Origin of the sequence: Citrobacter sp. wls757 (genome assembly GCF_005280935.1) — a bacterium.
Taxonomy (GTDB): Bacteria; Pseudomonadota; Gammaproteobacteria; order Enterobacterales; family Enterobacteriaceae; genus Citrobacter; species Citrobacter portucalensis.
In genome coordinates, this window is record NZ_SZWU01000080.1 from 65,218 (window position 1) to 84,434 (window position 19,217).

A 19,217-nucleotide genomic window follows, 5' to 3' on the forward strand; every position below is an offset into this window, starting at 1 on the left:
CCAGGTCAGCAATAACGCCACCGCTACCAGCCCTGCCGCTGCCAGATAGATAACCGGCACACCCGCCCACGTCATGACCAGCCCGGCCAGCGGCCCGGTAACCCCCAGCGATAAATCCATAAACACCGTGTAGGTCGCCAGCGCAGCACCCTGATTTTGCTGAGGAACGGCTTTTACCGCCACCACGCCCAGCGCCGGGAAAACCAGTGAGAACCCAGCCCCGGCCAGCAGAACGCCGATCTTCGCCATCCACGGCATCGAAGCCATCCCGACCAGTAACAGCCCGACAATCTCGACGCTAAAGCAGATCATCGCCACATTCAGCCCGCCTAAACGGTTGATACCATTTGGGAACAACAAACGAGTACCGACAAACGTGCAGCTAAAAAGCGTCAGCGCGAATGCGGCGCCATCCCAGCCTTTGGCATCATAGAACAAGGTAATGAAGGTAGCGATTACCCCAAATCCGGCGGAGGCCAGGGCCAGCGCCATACCATACAACCAGACGCGCCCAAGCACCGCGCGAAATGGCAACGGTTTGCCTTTGCTGGCCTTCACCGCCGGACGAGGGAGCGCCAGCAGGATTGCCAACAGTGCCACGCCCATCACGGTCAGCGCCAGCCCCTGTAAGCCACCCCAGGCATAAAACAGAACACCCAGCGGCGCGCCTATCGCCATCGCGCCATAGGTCACGATGCCATTCCAGGAAATCACCCGTCCGATGTGCATTGAGCCAACCACCCCCACGCCCCACAGCGTAGAGCCGGTCCCGGCAAAACTTTGCCCGATCCCGAGAATCACGCGCCCCAGACATAGCAGCAGCAGACTGACCAACGGCCAGCCGTTCGTTGATCCCGCCAGTAAATAGCCCAGGCCACTTAAAAAGCAGCCGCACAGCCCAAATACCACAATCTTCTTTGGCCCCAGCAGATCGGCATAGCGACCGGCATGCGGACGGCTCAGCAGCGTAGCGAAATATTGCAGGCTGATGACCAGCCCAGCCCAGAAAGCGCTAAATCCCATTACATCATGGACGTAGCCAGGCAACACCGCGAGCGGCAGGCCGATGGTCAGGTAGCTGGCGAAGTTAAACATCACCACAGAAACAATACGCAGGTTCAGGCGTAAACCGCTAAGCGTCGGTTCAGCGACGGGTTCGGGCATGGAGGGTCACCACGTTTTCACAACAGTGTTTCATTTCTACCATGTTGCAGAGCAGAAATCAGTAGCCAGTTTAGGAATATCAGTCGCAAGCCAGCCGCTACACTTAATGCAAAAACGCAAACAGGAAGAAGACATGATAACCACCCAGCCCGATAAAACGGGTTTGCACATTTTGCTCAAACTGGCCGCTCTGGTGGTGATCCTCGCAGGTATCCATGCTGCGGCGGATATCATTGTGCAGCTGCTGCTGGCCCTCTTTTTTGCCATTGTATTGAATCCACTTGTCACCTGGTTTATCCGCCGGGGAGTCGGTCGCCCAATCGCTATTACCTTAGTCGTGGTTGTGATGCTGATCGTTCTTACGGCGTTGGTTGGCGTGCTGGCGTCGTCAATTACTGAATTCATGGACCTGCTGCCAAAATACAATAAGGAGCTAACGCGCAAGGTTCTGTATTTGCAAGAGATGGTGCCTTTTCTGAATCTGCATATGTCCCCGGAACGTATACTGCAACGCATGGACTCTGACAAGCTGATGACCTTCACAACCACGCTGATGACGAGTCTTTCTGGTGCCATGGCCAGCGTCTTTCTGCTGGTGATGACGGTAGTTTTTATGCTGTTTGAGGTGCGTCATGTCCCCTATAAGATGCGTTTTGCGTTGAATAATCCGCAAATCCACATTGCGGGGCTACATCGAGCACTGAAGGGTGTGTCACACTATCTGGCGCTGAAAACGCTGCTCAGCTTATGGACCGGTGCCATAATCTGGCTGGGACTGGCACTGATGGGGATTCAGTTTGCTCTGATGTGGGGCGTACTGGCATTCCTGTTAAACTACGTGCCCAACATTGGCTCGGTCATTTCCGCCGTCCCGCCCATGATCCAGGCACTGCTTTTTAATGGCATTTACGAATGTCTGTTGGTTGGCGCACTGTTTCTGGTGGTGCATATGGTGATTGGCAATATTCTCGAACCCCGAATGATGGGGCATCGGCTGGGATTATCGACGCTAATCGTCTTCCTCTCTCTGTTGGTATGGGGATGGCTGCTCGGTCCGGTCGGCATGTTGCTCTCCGTGCCGTTAACCAGCGTGTGTAAAATCTGGATGGAAACCACCAAAGGCGGCAGCAAACTGGCGATTTTGCTGGGGCCCGGCAGGCCCAAAAGCCGATTACCGGGATAAACTTGCAAACAGCATGTGAAGAATGATACACAACCCCATTATTACTAAAGGTTAGCCCTAATATGTACCGGATCGTTCTTGGGAAAGTTTCTGTTTTAAGCGCTGGTGCACTGCCTGCCGCACTGAGTGAGCAAGCGCCGCAAGGTGCTCACCGTGCGCGCTGGCTGGCCGGTCGCGTGCTGCTTTCCCATGCCCTTTCGCCATTACCGGACATCATCTATGGCGAGCAAGGAAAACCGGCCTTTTCTGCTGACACGCCGCTGTGGTTCAATCTCAGCCACAGCGGTGATGATATCGCCCTGCTGCTCAGCGACGAAGGGGAAGTCGGCTGCGATATTGAAGTCGTGCGCCCGCGCGATAACTGGCAAACGCTGGCAAATACGGTATTCAGTCTTGGTGAACATGCCGAAGTCGAGGCCGAACGCCCGGAGCAACAGCTGGCGGCGTTCTGGCGCATCTGGACGCGTAAAGAAGCTATCGTGAAACAGCGCGGCGGTAGCGCCTGGCAAATCGTCAGCGTCGACAGTACCGCGCTAACTTCCTCACTCTCCGTCAGCCAGTGCCAGCTCGATACCCTGAGCCTGGCGGTGTGCACCCCCACGCCGTTTACCCTGACCGCAGACGCCGTGCAGCGATTAGAAGCCTTAGCGTAAATTTTCCGGGAAGTTTTTCGGCAGCTCGCTCGCCGCACAGGCAATAACGTCATCATTGTTCGCGCCGCAGTCACGTACGAAAGTGATGGTCGCGAACTCATCAATCACCTCGGTGGGATACGCCGGGCCGGCATCGCGGTACGACATCATCAGCGGAATATGGTCATTCTGGAAGCAGACCGTTTTTTCCGGATTATTGATCACCCAGCGAGGGAAAAAGATGGTGCCGTGAAAGAGTTTGTCACTCAGGTTTACGATCAGGCTGACGTCGGTCCCGGTCGGTTCGGTCCACGAAATTTTATAAACGCTCTCCCCGACCCGCACAATATAGGCCCGCTGATCTTTCACCCAACGATTCCCCACAATACCGCTGTGAATGCGGTAGTCCAGCGTAGTGTCGTTTTTCACGTAGATCTCGTAATTCCAGCCATTATCGTAGGTATAGACCAGATGTTTGCCGACAAATCCGCTTAAATCATGTTTATCAAACGCACTCATATTCGTTCTCCTCTTACTTGATGCGAGGATCTTAACGCTTCAAAAATTGGATGAATAACGCTATGTTTGCATCAAATTCATTCAATTATTAGATGAGTTATGCACAAAACAACCCTCGAGCAGTGGGCCCTATTGGAGAAAGTGGTGGAGCTGGGCAGTTTCGCTAAAGCGGCGGAAGAGACCAACCGTAGCCAGTCTTCGGTAAGCTACAATCTGGCACTGTTACAGGAGCGACTTGGCGTAACGCTGCTGACCCCGGAAGGGCGCAGGGCTGTCCTGACACCGGCCGGAGAGCTATTGCTCAATCAGGTCAAACCGCTACTGAAGGCCTTTTTATGGGTGGAAACCCGGGCCGCAACGTTACAAAACGGTACGCGAACGCGGCTGGATTTGATGGTAGATAGCATCTTCCCACGCAAACGCCTGTTTGCCATTCTCAAACAGTTTCAGCAGGCCTGGCCGCAAACGCAGGTGCGTCTGACCGAAGTCCTGGAGAATGGCGATGCTCGACTGGCAGCACATGCCGATGCGGACGTAATGGTCCTGACCCGGCGTCAGGATGTCACCGGACGCGGCGAATGGCTGATGAATATTGACTTCGTGGCCGTGGCCCACCGCGATCACCCACTCTGCATGCTGGATGCGCCGCTGAATGAAGACGCATTACGCGCCTGGCCGCTGATTCGCATTGCCGATCGCGACAACCCACAACAACCGGTGCGCGATGCCTGGACCTTCTCGACCATTGATGCCGCGATTGATGCGGTGATGTATCAGGTCGGTTACGGCTGGCTGCCCGAGGAACGTATTCAGACGCAGCTTGATCAGGGGCTTTTACGCCCACTGCCGTTAAGCCATGGTGCTCGCCGCGCCACGCCTTTGCATCTGATCGTTAAAGATACTCTCGCTCCGCTGGATGAACAGGTCAGTACTCTGCTGCGTTTATTGCGAGAGCATTAACCTTTTCCCCGGATGCCGGACGTGTGTTACAAAATACGCTATTCCCCTTACTCCCTGTGCGCCAACGCGCCACATGAAAGGTTAACTGCAGATGCAACGAGTCACCATTACCCTCGATGACGATTTACTGGAAACGCTCGACGGCCTGAGTCAGCGCCGTGGCTACAACAACCGTTCCGAAGCGATCCGCGATATTCTGCGTGGCGCACTGGCGCAGGAAACTACCCTTGAACACGGCACCCAGGGCTTCGCGGTGCTCTCGTATGTTTATGAGCATGAGAAGCGTGATCTGGCCAGCCGTATTGTTTCTACCCAACACCACCACCACGATTTATCGGTCGCCACGCTGCACGTGCACATCAACCATGACGACTGTCTGGAAATCGCCGTGCTAAAAGGCGACATGGGCGATGTGCAGCATTTTGCCGATGACGTGATTTCCCAGCGCGGCGTGCGCCACGGCCATCTACAGTGCCTGCCGAAAGAAGAGTAATTGCCTGTTTCGTTGCGGGATGCCGGATGGCGGCTACGCCTTATCCGGCCTACGTCCGTTACCGTTTGTAGGCCAGGCAAGCGAAGCGCCCCCGGCAATAATGATTACGCCATCGTACCAATCGTCTTTCTGAAACGCAGCAGTGCTATCAGGAAGAACGCGCTGCCAATCGCCAGCAGCGTCAGAAACTGCGGCCAGACAATGCTAAACCCGGCTCCGCGATAAAGTATCGCCTGCGCGAGACTGACGAAATGGGTAGTCGGCATGGTCAGCATAATGTCCTGCACCGCCTGCGGCATGCTTTCACGCGGTGTGGAGCCACCTGAAAGCATCTGTAACGGCAGCAGCACCAGAATCATCAGCAGCCCCAACTGCGGCATGGAGCGCGCCAGCGTGCCCATAAAAATGCCGATCGAGGTGGTGGCGAACAGGCTCAGCGCCACGCCCAGCATAAACAACGGTATCGAACCTTCAATCGGCACCCCGAGCACGCCTTTTACCATCAGCATCAGCGACAGACCGGAAACCACCAGCACCACCAGCCCCATCGACCAGATTTTTGCCATCATGATCTCAAACGGCGTCACCGGCATCACCAGCAGATGTTCAATGGTCCCGTGCTCGCGTTCGCGGATCAACGCCGAACCGGTCAGCACAATCGCCAACATAGTGATGTTGTTGATAATCGCCATCACCGCGCCAAAGCGGGCGGGTTCCAGATTAGGGTTAAAGCGCATGCGCATTTCCAGCGCCACCGGCGGCTCATTGTTATCGCGGTAACGCGCCACAAAGCTGTTCACCTCGCCGCTGATGATATTCTGGATATAGCTGTTGCCGGTAAACGCCTGGCTCATGCGCGTGGCATCGACGTTAACCTGTATATCCGGTTGTCGTCCGGCCAGCACATCGCGCTGAAAATCAGGCGGAATGTTTACGGCGAAGGTATAGCGCCCGGCGTCCAACCCGGCATCCATTTCATCGGCAGTAATCATCTCCGGCGGTAAAAACCACGGGCGATAAAAGCTGTTCACAATCCGATTCGACAACTGCGACTGGTCCATATCGGCAATAGCAATCGGTGCCAGATGCAGCGAACCCGGCAGGACGGTCGCGGAAGAATAAACCGAAATCGTGAAGGCGAAGACGATCAGCGTCAGCATCGCTTTGTCACCCAGCAGGCTGCGCAACTCTTTGATACCGAGGTTATAAATATTGCGTAATCGGCGCATCACCCCTCCTGTTTTTTCAGCAGTAATACGCTCAGACCAATCACCACCGGAATGGCTACCGCCAGCGGAATAAACAGCTGCCAGAGATCGGTCAGATCCAACGCTTTAGAGAACGTTCCGCGCGCGATGGTCAGAAAATGGCTGGTCGGATAAATTTCACCAATCCACCGACCCGGCCCTTCCAGCGAGGCAACTGGATCGATCATTCCGGAAAACTGCGTCGCCGGGATCAGCGTAATAATCGCCGTACCAAAAATGGCCGCGATCTGGCTTTTCATAAACGTGGAGATTAACAGCCCCAGCCCGGTGGCAATGGTGACGTACAGCAGCGCAGCCAGCGTCAGGGTCACAAAGCTCCCCTTATGCGGAACGCCGAATACAAACACCGACAGCGCGCACAACAGCAGGAAATTCAGCATGCCCAGCACGATGTACGGCAACTGTTTGCCGAGTAAAAACTCGCTGCGGGTCGTGGGCGTAACGTACAGATTGATAATCGACCCCAGCTCTTTCTCACGCACCACGCTGAGAGCGCTGAGCATGGAGGGGATCATCATCAACAGCAGTGGGATCACTGCCGGAACAATCGCCGGCAGGCTCTTCACATCCGGGTTGTAACGATAGCGAGTTTCAATGGTCATCAGCCCGTTTTGCCCGCTGGCATTTGGCTGGCGCGCCATCACATCCTGCAGCCAGGTCTGGTGCATCGCCTGCACGTAACCCCTGACCGTTTCAGCGCGGCTTGGCATTGCGCCATCGACCCAGACGCCAATCTTCACCGGCGTTCCACGCGCGATGTCGCGGCCAAAATTTGGCGGAATTTCAATTGCTACCGCAACTTCGCCAGAACGCATCCGTTTGTCCAGCTCGTCATAACTGGTGAGCGGCGGTTGTTCGATAAAATAGCGCGATCCCGCCAGATTCAGCGTCCACGCCTGGCTGCTGACGGTCTGGTCGCGGTCGAGCACCGAAAAACGCAGGTTTTCTACATCCATGCTGATGCCGTAGCCCATGATAAGCATCAGGATCACCGTGCCCATCAGCGCCAGCGTGGAGCGTACCGGATCGCGCCGTAGTTCCAGCGCTTCACGGCGGCTGTAGCTGAATAAGCGCCGCAGGCTAAAACCTTGCCGCGGCGGCTTACTGTTTTCATGCACTGTCGGGACATTGGCTGGCGCTAACTGAGTTTCCGGCGCCGGGCCTGCCGCTTCCTGCAACCAGGAGATAAACGCCTCTTCCAGACTGGCAGCTCCACGCTGTTTCACCAGTTCCTGCGGCGTACCGCTGGCCAGTACTTTTCCGGCGTGCATCAGCGACATGCGGTCGCAGCGCTCCGCTTCGTTCATAAAGTGGGTGGAGATAAAAATGGTCACTTTGTCCTGGCGCGACAGGTCGACCATCAGTTGCCAGAACATATCCCTCGCAACCGGATCGACCCCGGAGGTCGGTTCATCAAGAATGAGCATCTCCGGGCGATGGATCACCGCCACCGCCAGCGACAGGCGTTGACGGATCCCCAACGGCAGCGCACCGGGCAGCGCATCTTCGACATCGGTCAGCGAAAAGCGCTCGCTCATCTCCTGCACCCGCCCAGGGATTTCTGCTTCGGGGATATGGAACAGCCGCGCATGTAGTTCGAGGTTTTGCCGGACGGTCAGCTCGCTGTAGAGCGAAAATGCCTGCGACATATAGCCTACCCGGCGGCGGGTATCGATATTCTTCGGATCAACCGCTTGTCCAAACAGCCACGCCTCGCCTTCGCTTGCGGGCAGCAGTCCGGTGAGCATTTTCATGGTGGTGGATTTACCGCAGCCGTTGGAGCCGAGAAAACCGAAGATTTCCCCGCGCGGAATGCGGAAGTTAACGTGGTCCACCGCCACAAATTTACCGAAGCGCATGGTCAGGTTTTTCGCCTCGATGGCAATCTCTTCCTGCTCAGCGTGATACGGCGGGATCACTACCGGTTTATGCGCCTGGCGCTGGGCTTCAGGTAACAGCGCGATAAACGCCTGCTCCAGCGTGTTGCTGTTGGTTTGCTCACGTAGCTGCTGCGCGCTCCCGGTAGCTAACACCTCCCCGGCATTCATCGCCACCAGCCAGTCAAAGCGCTCGGCTTCTTCCATATAAGCGGTCGCAACCAGCACGCTCATGTTGGTCTGCCGCTGGCGAATGCTGTTAATCAGATCCCAGAACTGGGCGCGGGACAGCGGGTCGACCCCGGTGGTGGGTTCATCGAGAATTAACAGTTCCGGGTCGTGGATTAACGCGCAGCACAGCCCCAGCTTTTGCTTCATCCCGCCCGAGAGTTTCCCGGCAGGACGGTCGCGAAACGGTGCCAGTCCGGTGCTATTCAGCAGCTCGGTAATCCGCGCCTCACGCTCCGCTTTGTCATGCCCAAACAGGCGGGCAAAGAAATCGACGTTCTCATATACCGACAGCGTGTGATACAGGTTTTTCCCCAGCCCCTGCGGCATCCAGGCAATGCGCGGGCAGACATCCCGGCGATGTTTTGGGTCGCGCATATCGCCACCCAACACCATCACGTTGCCGTGTTCAATGACCCGCGCGCCGGAGATGAGCGACAGCAGGCTCGATTTTCCGACGCCATCCGGGCCAATCAACCCCACCATACAGCGGGCAGGGATATCCAGCGTGATATTGTTCAGCGCTACCGTTTTCCCGTAATGCTGACTCACGCCGTCAAGGTGCGCCACGGGAGGAACGGGAACCAGCGCCAGATGCGTCATTGCGGCAACCTCACCACCAGGTCGTCAGGCCAGGCGCGACTTTCATCAACACGCACCCACGCCATGCCCGGCAGACCGGTTTTCACGTACTCCAGATGCTGCTGCAACAGCTCTGGCGGGATACGCGCTTTGACGCGAAACATCAGTTTCAGCCGTTCATCGCTGGTTTCGACCGTTTTCGGCGTGAACTGCGCGACGCTAGCCACAAAGCTGATGGTCGCCGGAATACGCAGATCCGGCGCAGCATCCAGCACCAGCCGCGCTTCTCCACCAATCTTCAGTAAACCAGCCTGTTCGGTTGGCAAGAAGAACGTCATGTAGACATCGCTGAGATCGACCATATTCAGCACGCGACCGCCCGCGGAAAGCACCTCGCCCGGTTCAGCTACGCGGTACTGTACGCGGCCATCGCGCGGGGCTTTCAGCTCGCTGTCATCAATATCAGCCGCAATACGACGTTCGGTAGCCTGCGCGGCTTCTACGCGGGTTTGCGCCTGAATGATACTGGTACGAGCGGCTTCAATTGCGGCTTTTGCCGCAGAAACCTGCGCCTTTGCGGATTCCAGTGCAGCGCGTGCGCTTTCTGCCGCAGCCCTGTCGTCATCCAGTTGTTGCTCAGACACAGCCCCACGCTGAGATAGCGAACGGGAGCGGACATGGCGTTTAGAGACCGACTGCAGTTCCGCCTCACGCTGTTTTACCACCGACTGCGCGGCGCGCATTTCACTTTGCCGCTGCTCTAACAGCGCCCGCGCCGCCGCCACCGCACTTTCGGCCTCTTTGATTTGGGCTACCGCTTCCAGCCGCTGCTCCTGCAGCACGCGGGTATCCATTTTCGCCAGCACTTCGCCCTGACGAACAAACTGCCCTTCCGACACGAGGATCGTGTCAATTCGCCCGGCAATTTTGGTGGCAATATCCACTTCAGTGGCTTCAATTCTGCCGTTGCTGGCTGCAAACCCCTCCGGTATTCCCGCAGGACGAAGCATCCACCATGCTATCGCGGCCACCACGACCAGGATGCCCGCCACCCACCACATCATATGACGTTTAAACTTATCCATATTCGACCCGCCGTAATCCCTGTTATCAAACGATGCGTGTCACAAAGCCCACTGAACAGCTATTCAGCGGGGGATTCCATCCGGGATAAGAAGGAATGAGAAACAATGGCCAGAGAGCAGACAGGCATGTAAGCAACCTGCGCCGCGAAGGAAGTGAATGATGAAAATGCTGTGATATCGGGTAGTAATGTTGTCATCATCAGCGTTCCTGGCCGGAAATGAAACACGCATACTCATTACTGCTGTCTATTGAATACTAACACCTGGATTCAATATGTCTATTCGGTTGTAGCAGGTATGTTGCAGGAAAAAAATCGTGCCCGGCAATTCCTTCACCGGACACCTATAGTGCTTAAAAAGCCTGCTGATAAAGTCGCAACGCATCGCCTTCAGTAAGCGTCACGGGATTGTTATCCAGTAAACGGGTCTGCTGCATAGCATCGTGGGCTAACAGCGGCAGGTCCTTTTCAGGTACATCGACGTCACGCAGCCTGTTCGGCGCGCCGGTTGCGGCAATAATGTTCTCCATCGCGGCAATAAACGACTGGGTATCGTTTTCCAGGTCCCCTGTCACCTTCGCCCCCATGACGGCTGCCAGCTCACCATAAAGTGGAGCCGCCGCTGACGCGTTAAACTGCAGCACTGGAACCAACATCAGCGCATTCGACAACCCATGCGGAATATGGCGTCGTGCGCCCAAGGGATAAGCCAGCGCATGCACTGCCGCCACAGGGGAATTGGCAAAAGCCTGGCCTGCCAGCATCGCGCCCAGCAGAACATTTTCTCGCGCTTCACGGTTGTTCCCGTCACGACATGCGGTCACCAGATGGCGACTGATTAAACGTAACGCCTCGCGGGCCAACGCATCCGAAAGCGGGTTCTTCTTATGCTTGCTAGTATAGGCCTCTATCGCATGCACCATCGCATCTATCCCGGCAGCAGCAGTGTGGACCGGCGGCAACCCCAGCGTCAGTTGCGCATCCAGTAGCACCAAATCACCATACAGTTGCGGGGAGACAATGCCCATTTTGCTATCATCATGCGTCGTTAAAATGGCAATATTGGTGACTTCAGACCCCGTACCTGCCGTAGTGGGAATATTTACCAGCGGCAAACGTTGACCAACAACCTTGCCAACCCCGTAAAGTTCCGGCAAGTCTTGTTCAGAGTTGATTAACACAGCCACCAGCTTCGCGACATCCAGCGAGGAGCCGCCGCCCAAGCCAATAACCATGTCACAGTGGCCATCGCGAGCTACCTGTATGGCTTCGCGAACAAGGTGCTCATGCGGATCTGGTTGAACCCGATCATAAACCGTCACCTGAAACCCTGCATCTTGCAGGCTATGCAAAACAGGCGGCAGAATCCCTGCTTTGACCAGTCCAGGGTCGGTTACCAGCAATACACGACGCGCGCTAAAACGCTGCTGAAGGAGCTCTCCTAATCGTGCCGCACCCGTCCATTCGACGATGATCTCCGCTACCGTCGTAAACGCAAAATCCTTCATAACATGGTTCATTGATGTATTCCTTGTAGTAAGAAAGACAGCGTTTACCTACGCGGTTCATCGGGAGGAATGTGAAAGCTTTTCACCTCTTTACGCTCCAACAGCGGAGTAATAATTCCAACACCAATGCGCTGAAAATGTTCCGTTTGTCGGTGAAGTTCAAGACCTTGTGCGCAACGATAAGTCTCAACAATCACAAAGCGATCGCCGTCTTCCGTGGAACGGAAAAACTCATAGGTGATATTTTCAGGCTCGTTACGCGTCGCCTCCGCCAGCATGCTGAGCGCATCGTTTACCTTGTCGCCCATCGTCGGTTGGGCAAAATAATGTGCGACAACAAACAGCTGCGTATTTTCCATTTTGGGCTCCCGGTGGTTAACGTAGAAGATTCACATCCCATAACGCACTGTCGCTGCTTGAGACGGATATCGCGCCGTGCAACAGTGCTGTCTGAGCATGCTCCTCATTGCAGACAAACCCGGACGCCACAATCGGCGGCAACACATTACGATCGGCCTGCGGAAGCAACGGCAGCATCTGCGCGGGCATCAGTTGCACATAATCAGGTTCGCTTTGCTCCACCGCTTTCAGGCTGCGTAGCCAGGTGGAACGGTCAGTGACAAAGATTTTCTGCATGGTCACCAGCCCGCATTTTTTCGCACGCTGTACGGTTTGCAAACGCGTAGAGAGCAGCCCCATCGCCCCTGTTTCAGCCACATAATCGATGCCACCTTTATCCTGCGACAGCCCATTACAACTATCGATATTGACGATGACGTACTTTCCCGCCTTCGACAGCAGTTCGATCACTGGCTGGAGCTTAATCAGATCGATATTGGCAATAATGCAGACTTCAGCTTTGCTGGACAGCGCGGTTTTCAGTTGCTCAATGCCGTAAATCGCCATGATGATGGGATGGCGTGCCAGAAGCACGCCAAGGTTTTTGATCATTATTGACCTTCCTGATGTGAGTGCAACTTAGCGCTTAACCCCAGTTTGCCCGGGTTCAGTATATTCTGCGGATCCAGCGCCTTTTTAATATCGGCCAAAACCGAAAGCGATTCACCTAAAGAGGCCTGCATATAAGGGGAACGAAGCAGCCCAACGCCATGGTGATGGCTGAGGGAGGCATTGCGTTTAATCAGCACCGCATTTGCCGCGTCCCATGCCGCACGATACCACGCCCCGCGTTGCTCAACCGCCACATCGCCACGCAGCGAGAAGTAAAGGCATGCGCCATCGACGTAGGCGTGGGACTGGTGCGCTGAACCGGCCAGCGTCCCCGGTACAGCGTTAATCGCAGCCACCACATCATCATATACCGCACTGAGATCGCGCCAGCGTCCCACCATTTCCAGCGTGTCCGCCACCAGGCCGGGGCTTTTCTTAAAACCTTCAGCGCTTTTACCCGTCAGATACCGGGTATCCAGCCAGCGTTCAAAGATGGCCTCACCGTCAAGTTCCTCTCCGCTCTGCTTACAAACACGTTCACTGATAGCCAGCACCGCGTCGACCATGTCTGGCTGTCCTTCGTCCGCAATGAGCAGGACATTGGTCTCTGGCAGACCAAACTGCACGCCGCTTTCCAGATTATCGTACAAACGTAGTGCCGCCGGATTCGCACCATGCTGTAAGATTTCACGACATGCCTCCAGTCCACTGGCAAAACTGGAAAAACCCCAGGCGATGGCGCGGCCATAATCCGGCAAGCGATGAAGCTTCAAACGCACACGCACAATCACACCCAGCGTGCCTTCCGAACCAATGAACATTTGCTGTAAATCCGGTCCGATAGCGCTGCGTGCATAACCGCCCACGGTGATTAAACGCCCATCGGCAAGCACCACATCCATCCCAAAAACCATATCTTCAATTTTGCCATAGCGAGTAGAAAGCTGCCCCGCGCCACGACAGGCGACCCACCCACCCACGGTACTAATGCCAAACGAAGACGGCCAGTGGCCCATCGTCATACCGTACTCTTTCTGGATGGTTTGTTCGAAAACATCGCCAAACATGCCGGCTTCTACCTCAACAATCTGACTTTGCAGGTCAAAGTCGATAAATTTGTTGAGTTCGCAAACGTCCAGCACGATCCCCCCACGCAACGGCAAGGCGGCTCCGGTAACGTTACTGCGCCCGGCAGAAACCGTGACCGGGATGGCGGATTCACTGGCAAGACGCATCACGTCCTGAATCTGTTCCACGGTGGAAACGCGCACAATCACCCCTTTTGAGGTGGCGGGGGCGCCCTGGGTTTCCGCAATCATCGAACCGGCCCACCAGTCGCGGGTCCAGGTAATCACATCGGCCTCAGACGTCAGCACTTCATCGGCAATGACCCGCAGACGGTCAAACGTCGCTTCGCTTATTGCAACGGGATCAACCTGCATTCCTTTTGCGCCACCGCTGCGGGTGATGTCCGTTGCCCATGCGGGACGAGTATGTGCACCAACGGTATAATTTCCACGGTTGTAACCACGTTTAATCGCTTCTTTACTGATCATTCTGATGTCCCCATAAGCATTGATTTTTCATGTTTAATTGCGGCCTGATAGCTGGCGACCTGTTTAGCCACGTGCTCAGGATGTAATCGGAGTTCTTGTTGCAGTATTTCCCCAACGCGTTCAGCTGCAACGGCTGATGCATCGCGCGCCATAAGGCGAGCACGAATTCGGCGCGACAGCACATCGTCAACGGTGCTGGCAAGCTCATGGCGCACGGCGTACACCACTTCCGCTTCGGTATAGGGAAGCCCTGCGACGATAGGCTTCATGAGCGACGGATCGGCCTGGATAATGTCACTGACAAAATGGGCTTCAGTACCGTAGCGCTCGCCCAGATGCGCAGACAGACCACCTGAAGCCAGAATGGCCTGCGGGTCATAGCCAGCCGCGCCAAGCAAATACGCAGTTTTCGTTGAGCAGGCCTTCTTACGACCCAGTATTTTGCTGGCCGCGTCGATGGTTTCTTCCGCCATATGACGTGATGTCGTCAGCTTGCCGCCGACGATGGTAATGAGCCCGTCCGCTGAAACCCGGATCTCATGGTTACGCTTCATCTCAACGGTCTTTCCACCCGCCACGCCCACCAGAGGACGGCAACCGGCGATACTTCCCACCACATCTTCCGGGCGCAGATCCGTTTTCAGCGCCGAGTTGGCCCCTTCCAGCAGAAAGTCCAGCTCAGTGCGATTACAGTGAACATCGTTCAGATCGCCCTGATAGTCCTCATCCGTGGTGCCCAGATAGGAGACGTTACCCCAGCGCGTTATGGTCGCGCGTCGGCTGCGTCCGGCAACCGGGATGGTCACCGTGCAATCATTGCGAATCTTCATCCATGGGATCGCGACGTGTACCCCCTTCGCCGGGCGAATATTCAGAGGAGATGCCTCTCCTTTTTTCAACCCGTTCCAGTCACGTAGCCAGACGCCCGTCGCCATAATGACCACCCGCGCCTTAACCTGAATTTCTCGGGCATCGGCATACACAATGGCCCCATTGACTTTGCCGTGCTGGTCACGAGTGGTTTCAATAACTTCGGCATGGTTCGTCACCGTCGCCCCATGAAACGCCGCCGTGCGCACCAGGGCCAGTGTTAATCTGGCATCGTCAACACGGGCATCGAAATACATAAAACCACCGGAGAGTTGTTCCTCTTTCAGCGTAGGGCAGTGCGACAGTACTTCCGCCGGAGTCAATTTTTGGTGAAGGATACCTTCCCGCCATCCGCCGGCGAGATCGTAGGTCCAGAGCAGACTTTCAAACGCCGAAGACATGCGCTTATCAAACACACCATTCTTATCAAGCACCGGAAATAAAAAAGGAAGCCGCTGCACCAGATGGCGAGCGTTCCGGCGCATACGCTGGCGTTCGAGCAAAGAGTGACGCACCAGCCCCAGGTTCCCCTGCTCGATATAACGCAGACCACCGTGCACCATTTTTGATGACTTGGATGACGTCCCCGAAGCGAAATCGCTTTTTTCAATCAGCGCGACCCGATAGCCACGCAGGCTGGCATCCAGCGCCGCATAGGCTCCCGTCACGCCGCCGCCGACAATCAGGATGTCGTAGGTTTCGCTTTCAAGTCGGTCCAGTTGTTCAGGTCGCTGCAGACGCAACGGTTCTGCGCCGTACATTTCACTACGTGTTTTATTGGGCTTTCGCGAAGGGAAAAACTTCATGAGTGGGTACGCTCCTGATTAGCTGAAGTGAAGCTGCTGGCGGCATCTATTTCGAGCGCAATACGCATCTCCCAGCGGTTTATTTTTTGTTCGCGAAGGTCATGACTGATTTTGGGTTCAAACAGGCGCGCTGTTTTCAGCGTGGCGCAGGCATCGGGCAACGAGTCCCACAGCAGCCCATCGGCCCCTGCCAGAAATGCCGCACCACGTAAGCTGGCCCGTGCCGTTTCGGCCATCCGCCGTACGGGGATCCCGCTAACATCAGCCTGGATTTGCAATAACGTCTCGCTATTGGATAACCCGCCCCCAACCACCAGTTCTTGCGCGGGTATGCCGGTTGCCGCTTCATTCGCACGAATACAGGCAGCGACCGAATGCGCAATACCTTCCAGAATGGCGTAAGCCACCTGAGGGCGTGTGGTCGAGATTGAAATACCGTTAAGGGAGGCGCGGGTCTGCGGTTGCAGATGAGGAACACGCAGACCCGTCAATGCCGGAATGAAGCTCACGCCGCCAGAATCACTGGCCTGCGCAGCCAACTCGCTAATTTGTTCGGGCGAGTCAAACCAGTGCAGCTTTTCGCACACCCAGTTCAAAGCCGAACCGGTAGTTGGAACGAAAGTTTCTACAGAGAAGTGTGAACGCCCTTTTTGGCGGCGTGCCGTCATTGTGAGCGTGCTTTCACAACTCTTATTCAGCGTCGGTACCGTCGACCCCATCATCAAATCGACAAAGCTGCCGGTCCCATGCATACAAAAAGCCTGTCCGCGCTCAGTACAACCCAGGCCGATAGCCCCCGCAAACTGATCTCCGGCACAGGCCCGGATCGGGACGCTAATTCCGAGGATATCTTCACGCGTGGTGCCAAAATCATCAGCATCATCATGTAATGATGGCAGCAATGACGCCGGGAAATTCAACGCCTGCAGCCAGGGCAAATGATACTGATGCTCGTTAAGGCAATACGCCCCAGCAGACGTGGCGTTAGTGGGGGTAGTGACACATTTTTTTTCTTGCGCCAGATGCCAGAGTAACCAGCTGTCAACGGTGCCAAACACCAGCGTTCCGGCCTGGTGCGCCTTCTTCACTGCCGATGTGTTGGCGATATGGTATGACGCCCAGAGGTAAGGAGAGCGTATCCCAACCGGCCGGCCGACGAGCGGCAGCAGCTTCGCATCCCATTGTGGGGCAAGTTGCGCCAGTTCATGCGTAAAACGGGCATCCTGCCAAACCATCGCAGGTGCCAGCGCCTTGCCAGTGCCTGCATCCCAGAGCACAGCTGTGGAACGTTGCGTAGCAATCGCCAGCGCCACAATGCGCATCTTGCTACGCTGGGCGTTGGCAATCGCAGTACGACAGACCGCAATGGTGGCCTGTAGTATTTCATCAGCATCTTGTTCAACAACGCCATGGCGCTGGCTACTGACCTGAAGCGGTTGGTATTCCAGGCAGTGGACCTGGCTATTTCGCGCCACCACTGCCGCGCGCGTACCGGATGTCCCTTCATCTATCGCCAGAATTACATCTTCATATTCAATCATTTCGTGCTCCTGTTTGACTCGGGGGCCATCGACTCTGGATAAGACGGCTGTGATGGTGCGAACTGCGGAGCGCCAGGCTCGTTATCCGGCTGGATGGTCGTGCGAGTGGGATCCCACGGGATCGCAAAACAGACGATGCTCGCAAATAGCGGAACGGCGGACATGATCAGGAAAGTTGTTTGCAGACCGTACAGATCGCGGAAGACGGGGAAAATAAACAACCCAAGAGCCGCACCGATTGCGCCAAGCGCCCCCACCACACCGTTGGCACCCGCCCGTAGTTCACTGCGAAAAGAGAGTGATGAAAGGCTTTTCCCATTTGCGCCAGGCCCGCCAGAGTGACAAAGAATAAACAGCGCAGGGACCAGCAAAGAGGCCCACAGCGGCATACTGTCGCTGAACAGTCCCAGCGTGAGCAGTACGAGAAAAGCCACGGCAAAACCGATCGCCGACGAACGACGCAGGCCCAGGCGGCGACCTATAGCGGGCGACAGGAAGCCGCCAATGATACCGAAAACGTTAAAAAACAGTGAACACAATGTTGCGTAGACAAAGTTCTTACCGAACATCGCAGCGCTAATAACCGGTAAATACCAGCCGACACCAAAATATTGTATTGATTGACAGATCTGAACCGTAGAAGCCAGAATCGTACGCGGTAAATAAACACCACGGAATATTAGCAGCACATTTATTGCACCTTTTCCCGCTTGCCCAATGACCGGTTCTTGCTCCGTTTTTGGTGCCAGAATAAAATTCTCACCGTATATTTTATTCATAGCGTTCACGGCCTCAGAAAGACGTGATTTTCTCGCCAGCCATACCGGGCTTTCAACTAAATAACGAAACTGGAAGAACAGGACAATTAGTCCGCATAATGCTGTTACGGCAATAGAATAACGCCAGATAGCATCGCCAACATCCCAGGAATAAAACATCAGCGCCAATGCCAGGTTTAAACACACCGCGACATACCACACCCCTTGCCAGGTGTTTAAACGGCTTTTTAGTTTCACCGGGGTGAACTCCGCTAGCATCGCCATGGCCACGGCAAAATCCATCCCGTAAGAGACGCCAACGAAGAAGCGGCCTATGATAATGGTGCTGAAACTGGAGGACGACATCACCAGCAACGCACCGATCACCGCCATTATTTTGGCAATAATCAGCGGCGGAACACGTCCCCAGCGATCGGCAATCCAGCCGCCGATGGGGTTAAATAATATGGCAACCCACGATGAAAATGAGGTCAGCAGCGCAACTTCGGTCGAGCTCAGATTTAAATTGCGGGTCATTGGGTTTAATCCAGCACTGAGGGCTGAATTTGAAAAAGCATCAAGAAACAGACCACCTAGCGCTAACCACCAAATAACACCGGCTCTGTCATTTATTTTTCCGTGTGAGTCGATGAAATTAATAACATCATCAACACCACGGATTTTTATCGGATTCGAGAATGAGCATGCGGACATGGCTTTCCCCTTCATAATATTTGGAAGAAGGTCGCCATTAGCTAAAAAAATGCAATAAGAGACCATCTTAATTTCACAGATAGTCTCTTATCTAAAATCTGTATTTTTCCACTCTAGAAGGTAACGGAAAGCGTGTCAAAGCGACTTTACCGGTTGACTTTGATTTTGTGATATGTAGCACAATTGTTAACAAATAATTACATTAATAACGTTTGCCGCGGCATTTCTGGCTGATGCCTGCATGCCTCTATGCGATGGCTGGACATTCCCTCAGCGTTAATACCAGATGTATGCTGAGCATACGTCGTTTCCTCGGCGCATCGTTAATGCAAATCCGCAATAAATAGACCTTGAGTATACGATTAGGTTTATCACAAATTACCAGAGTACAAATAAAGTCATTTAATTTCATTAGATTACGATTAACTCCCTTTTCTTGTCGTTATTTTCAACGTTAATTTTTCGTTATGTTGATCACATTAACATCAAAATGATAGTGATCTTAAAATAGGATTTAAATATT

Annotated in this window: 16 protein-coding genes and 1 pseudogene; 5 read left to right on the forward strand and 12 right to left on the reverse strand. The window is 54.8% G+C overall.

The features are described 5' to 3' along the window. Positions 1-1,164 (reverse strand): MFS transporter (locus tag FDW94_RS22375; protein WP_249358682.1); only part of this gene is annotated, 1,164 nt, incomplete at its 3' end. Between the two features lie 133 nt (positions 1,165-1,297). Here FDW94_RS22375 and FDW94_RS22380 point away from each other — a divergent pair. Continuing rightward, positions 1,298-2,347: an AI-2E family transporter gene (locus FDW94_RS22380; protein ID WP_079934309.1), complete on the forward strand. Its 1,050-nt coding sequence runs from the start codon at positions 1,298-1,300 to the stop codon at positions 2,345-2,347. A gap of 62 nt (positions 2,348-2,409) precedes the next feature. Beyond that, positions 2,410-3,000, forward strand: a complete 591-nt coding sequence (gene acpT, locus FDW94_RS22385; RefSeq protein ID WP_137378278.1) for a 4'-phosphopantetheinyl transferase AcpT — start codon at positions 2,410-2,412, stop codon at positions 2,998-3,000. Here the strand turns inward: acpT and FDW94_RS22390 are convergent. Further along, positions 2,992-3,498, reverse strand: coding sequence for a phenolic acid decarboxylase (locus tag FDW94_RS22390; protein ID WP_079934310.1), 507 nt, complete (start codon positions 3,496-3,498; stop codon positions 2,992-2,994). The two genes, acpT and FDW94_RS22390, sit on opposite strands and share 9 nt — an antisense overlap. Before the next feature lie 99 nt (positions 3,499-3,597). Between FDW94_RS22390 and FDW94_RS22395 the strand changes: the two genes are divergently transcribed. The 3 genes and pseudogenes from FDW94_RS22395 (at position 3,598) to nikR (ending at position 4,951) form a co-directional block, all read left to right on the forward strand. Continuing rightward, complete coding sequence (locus tag FDW94_RS22395; protein WP_100271805.1) at positions 3,598-4,458, forward strand: LysR family transcriptional regulator; 861 nt, start codon at positions 3,598-3,600, stop codon at positions 4,456-4,458. Then, positions 4,455-4,535 (forward strand): annotated as a pseudogene (nikE, locus tag FDW94_RS24645) (nickel import ATP-binding protein NikE); the annotation flags it as partial. The gene FDW94_RS22395 and the pseudogene nikE, both read left to right, overlap by 4 nt. Positions 4,536-4,549: 14 nt before the next feature. After that, positions 4,550-4,951: a nickel-responsive transcriptional regulator NikR gene (gene nikR / locus FDW94_RS22405; RefSeq protein WP_003827507.1), complete on the forward strand. Its 402-nt coding sequence runs from the start codon at positions 4,550-4,552 to the stop codon at positions 4,949-4,951. Between the two features lie 104 nt (positions 4,952-5,055). On the opposite strand, the gene FDW94_RS22410 is transcribed toward nikR, so the two are convergent. From FDW94_RS22410 to FDW94_RS22455, 10 genes are all read right to left on the reverse strand, one after another. Then, positions 5,056-6,180 (reverse strand): ABC transporter permease, encoded by a 1,125-nt coding sequence (locus FDW94_RS22410; RefSeq protein WP_020996068.1) that lies wholly within the window; start codon positions 6,178-6,180, stop codon positions 5,056-5,058. Then, positions 6,180-8,927 (reverse strand): ribosome-associated ATPase/putative transporter RbbA, encoded by a 2,748-nt coding sequence (gene rbbA / locus FDW94_RS22415; RefSeq protein WP_032945289.1) that lies wholly within the window; start codon positions 8,925-8,927, stop codon positions 6,180-6,182. The genes FDW94_RS22410 and rbbA overlap by 1 nt, the downstream gene beginning before the upstream one ends. Next, positions 8,924-9,991: an HlyD family efflux transporter periplasmic adaptor subunit gene (locus FDW94_RS22420; protein WP_003827499.1), complete on the reverse strand. Its 1,068-nt coding sequence runs from the start codon at positions 9,989-9,991 to the stop codon at positions 8,924-8,926. Before FDW94_RS22420 ends, rbbA begins: the two co-directional genes overlap by 4 nt. A 352-nt stretch (positions 9,992-10,343) precedes the next feature. Continuing rightward, positions 10,344-11,510: an iron-containing alcohol dehydrogenase gene (locus FDW94_RS22425; protein WP_100271801.1), complete on the reverse strand. Its 1,167-nt coding sequence runs from the start codon at positions 11,508-11,510 to the stop codon at positions 10,344-10,346. Positions 11,511-11,542: 32 nt separating this feature from the next. Beyond that, on the reverse strand, positions 11,543-11,857 hold the full coding sequence (locus tag FDW94_RS22430) for a putative quinol monooxygenase (RefSeq protein ID WP_100271800.1): 315 nt from the start codon (positions 11,855-11,857) through the stop codon (positions 11,543-11,545). Positions 11,858-11,873: 16 nt separating this feature from the next. Next, positions 11,874-12,449: a glycerol-3-phosphate responsive antiterminator gene (locus FDW94_RS22435; RefSeq protein WP_137378279.1), complete on the reverse strand. Its 576-nt coding sequence runs from the start codon at positions 12,447-12,449 to the stop codon at positions 11,874-11,876. Next, positions 12,449-14,005: an FAD-binding oxidoreductase gene (locus FDW94_RS22440; protein WP_137378280.1), complete on the reverse strand. Its 1,557-nt coding sequence runs from the start codon at positions 14,003-14,005 to the stop codon at positions 12,449-12,451. The genes FDW94_RS22435 and FDW94_RS22440 overlap by 1 nt, the downstream gene beginning before the upstream one ends. Further along, positions 14,002-15,681, reverse strand: a complete 1,680-nt coding sequence (locus FDW94_RS22445) for a glycerol-3-phosphate dehydrogenase/oxidase (protein ID WP_137378281.1) — start codon at positions 15,679-15,681, stop codon at positions 14,002-14,004. The genes FDW94_RS22440 and FDW94_RS22445 overlap by 4 nt, the downstream gene beginning before the upstream one ends. Continuing rightward, the gene (locus tag FDW94_RS22450) at positions 15,678-17,222 is read right to left on the reverse strand and encodes an FGGY family carbohydrate kinase (protein ID WP_137378282.1); all 1,545 of its coding nucleotides are present in this window, start codon (positions 17,220-17,222) and stop codon (positions 15,678-15,680) included. Before FDW94_RS22450 ends, FDW94_RS22445 begins: the two co-directional genes overlap by 4 nt. Then, positions 17,219-18,709, reverse strand: a complete 1,491-nt coding sequence (locus FDW94_RS22455) for an MFS transporter (RefSeq protein WP_349290475.1) — start codon at positions 18,707-18,709, stop codon at positions 17,219-17,221. The genes FDW94_RS22450 and FDW94_RS22455 overlap by 4 nt, the downstream gene beginning before the upstream one ends. Positions 18,710-19,217: the final 508 nt, after the last annotated feature.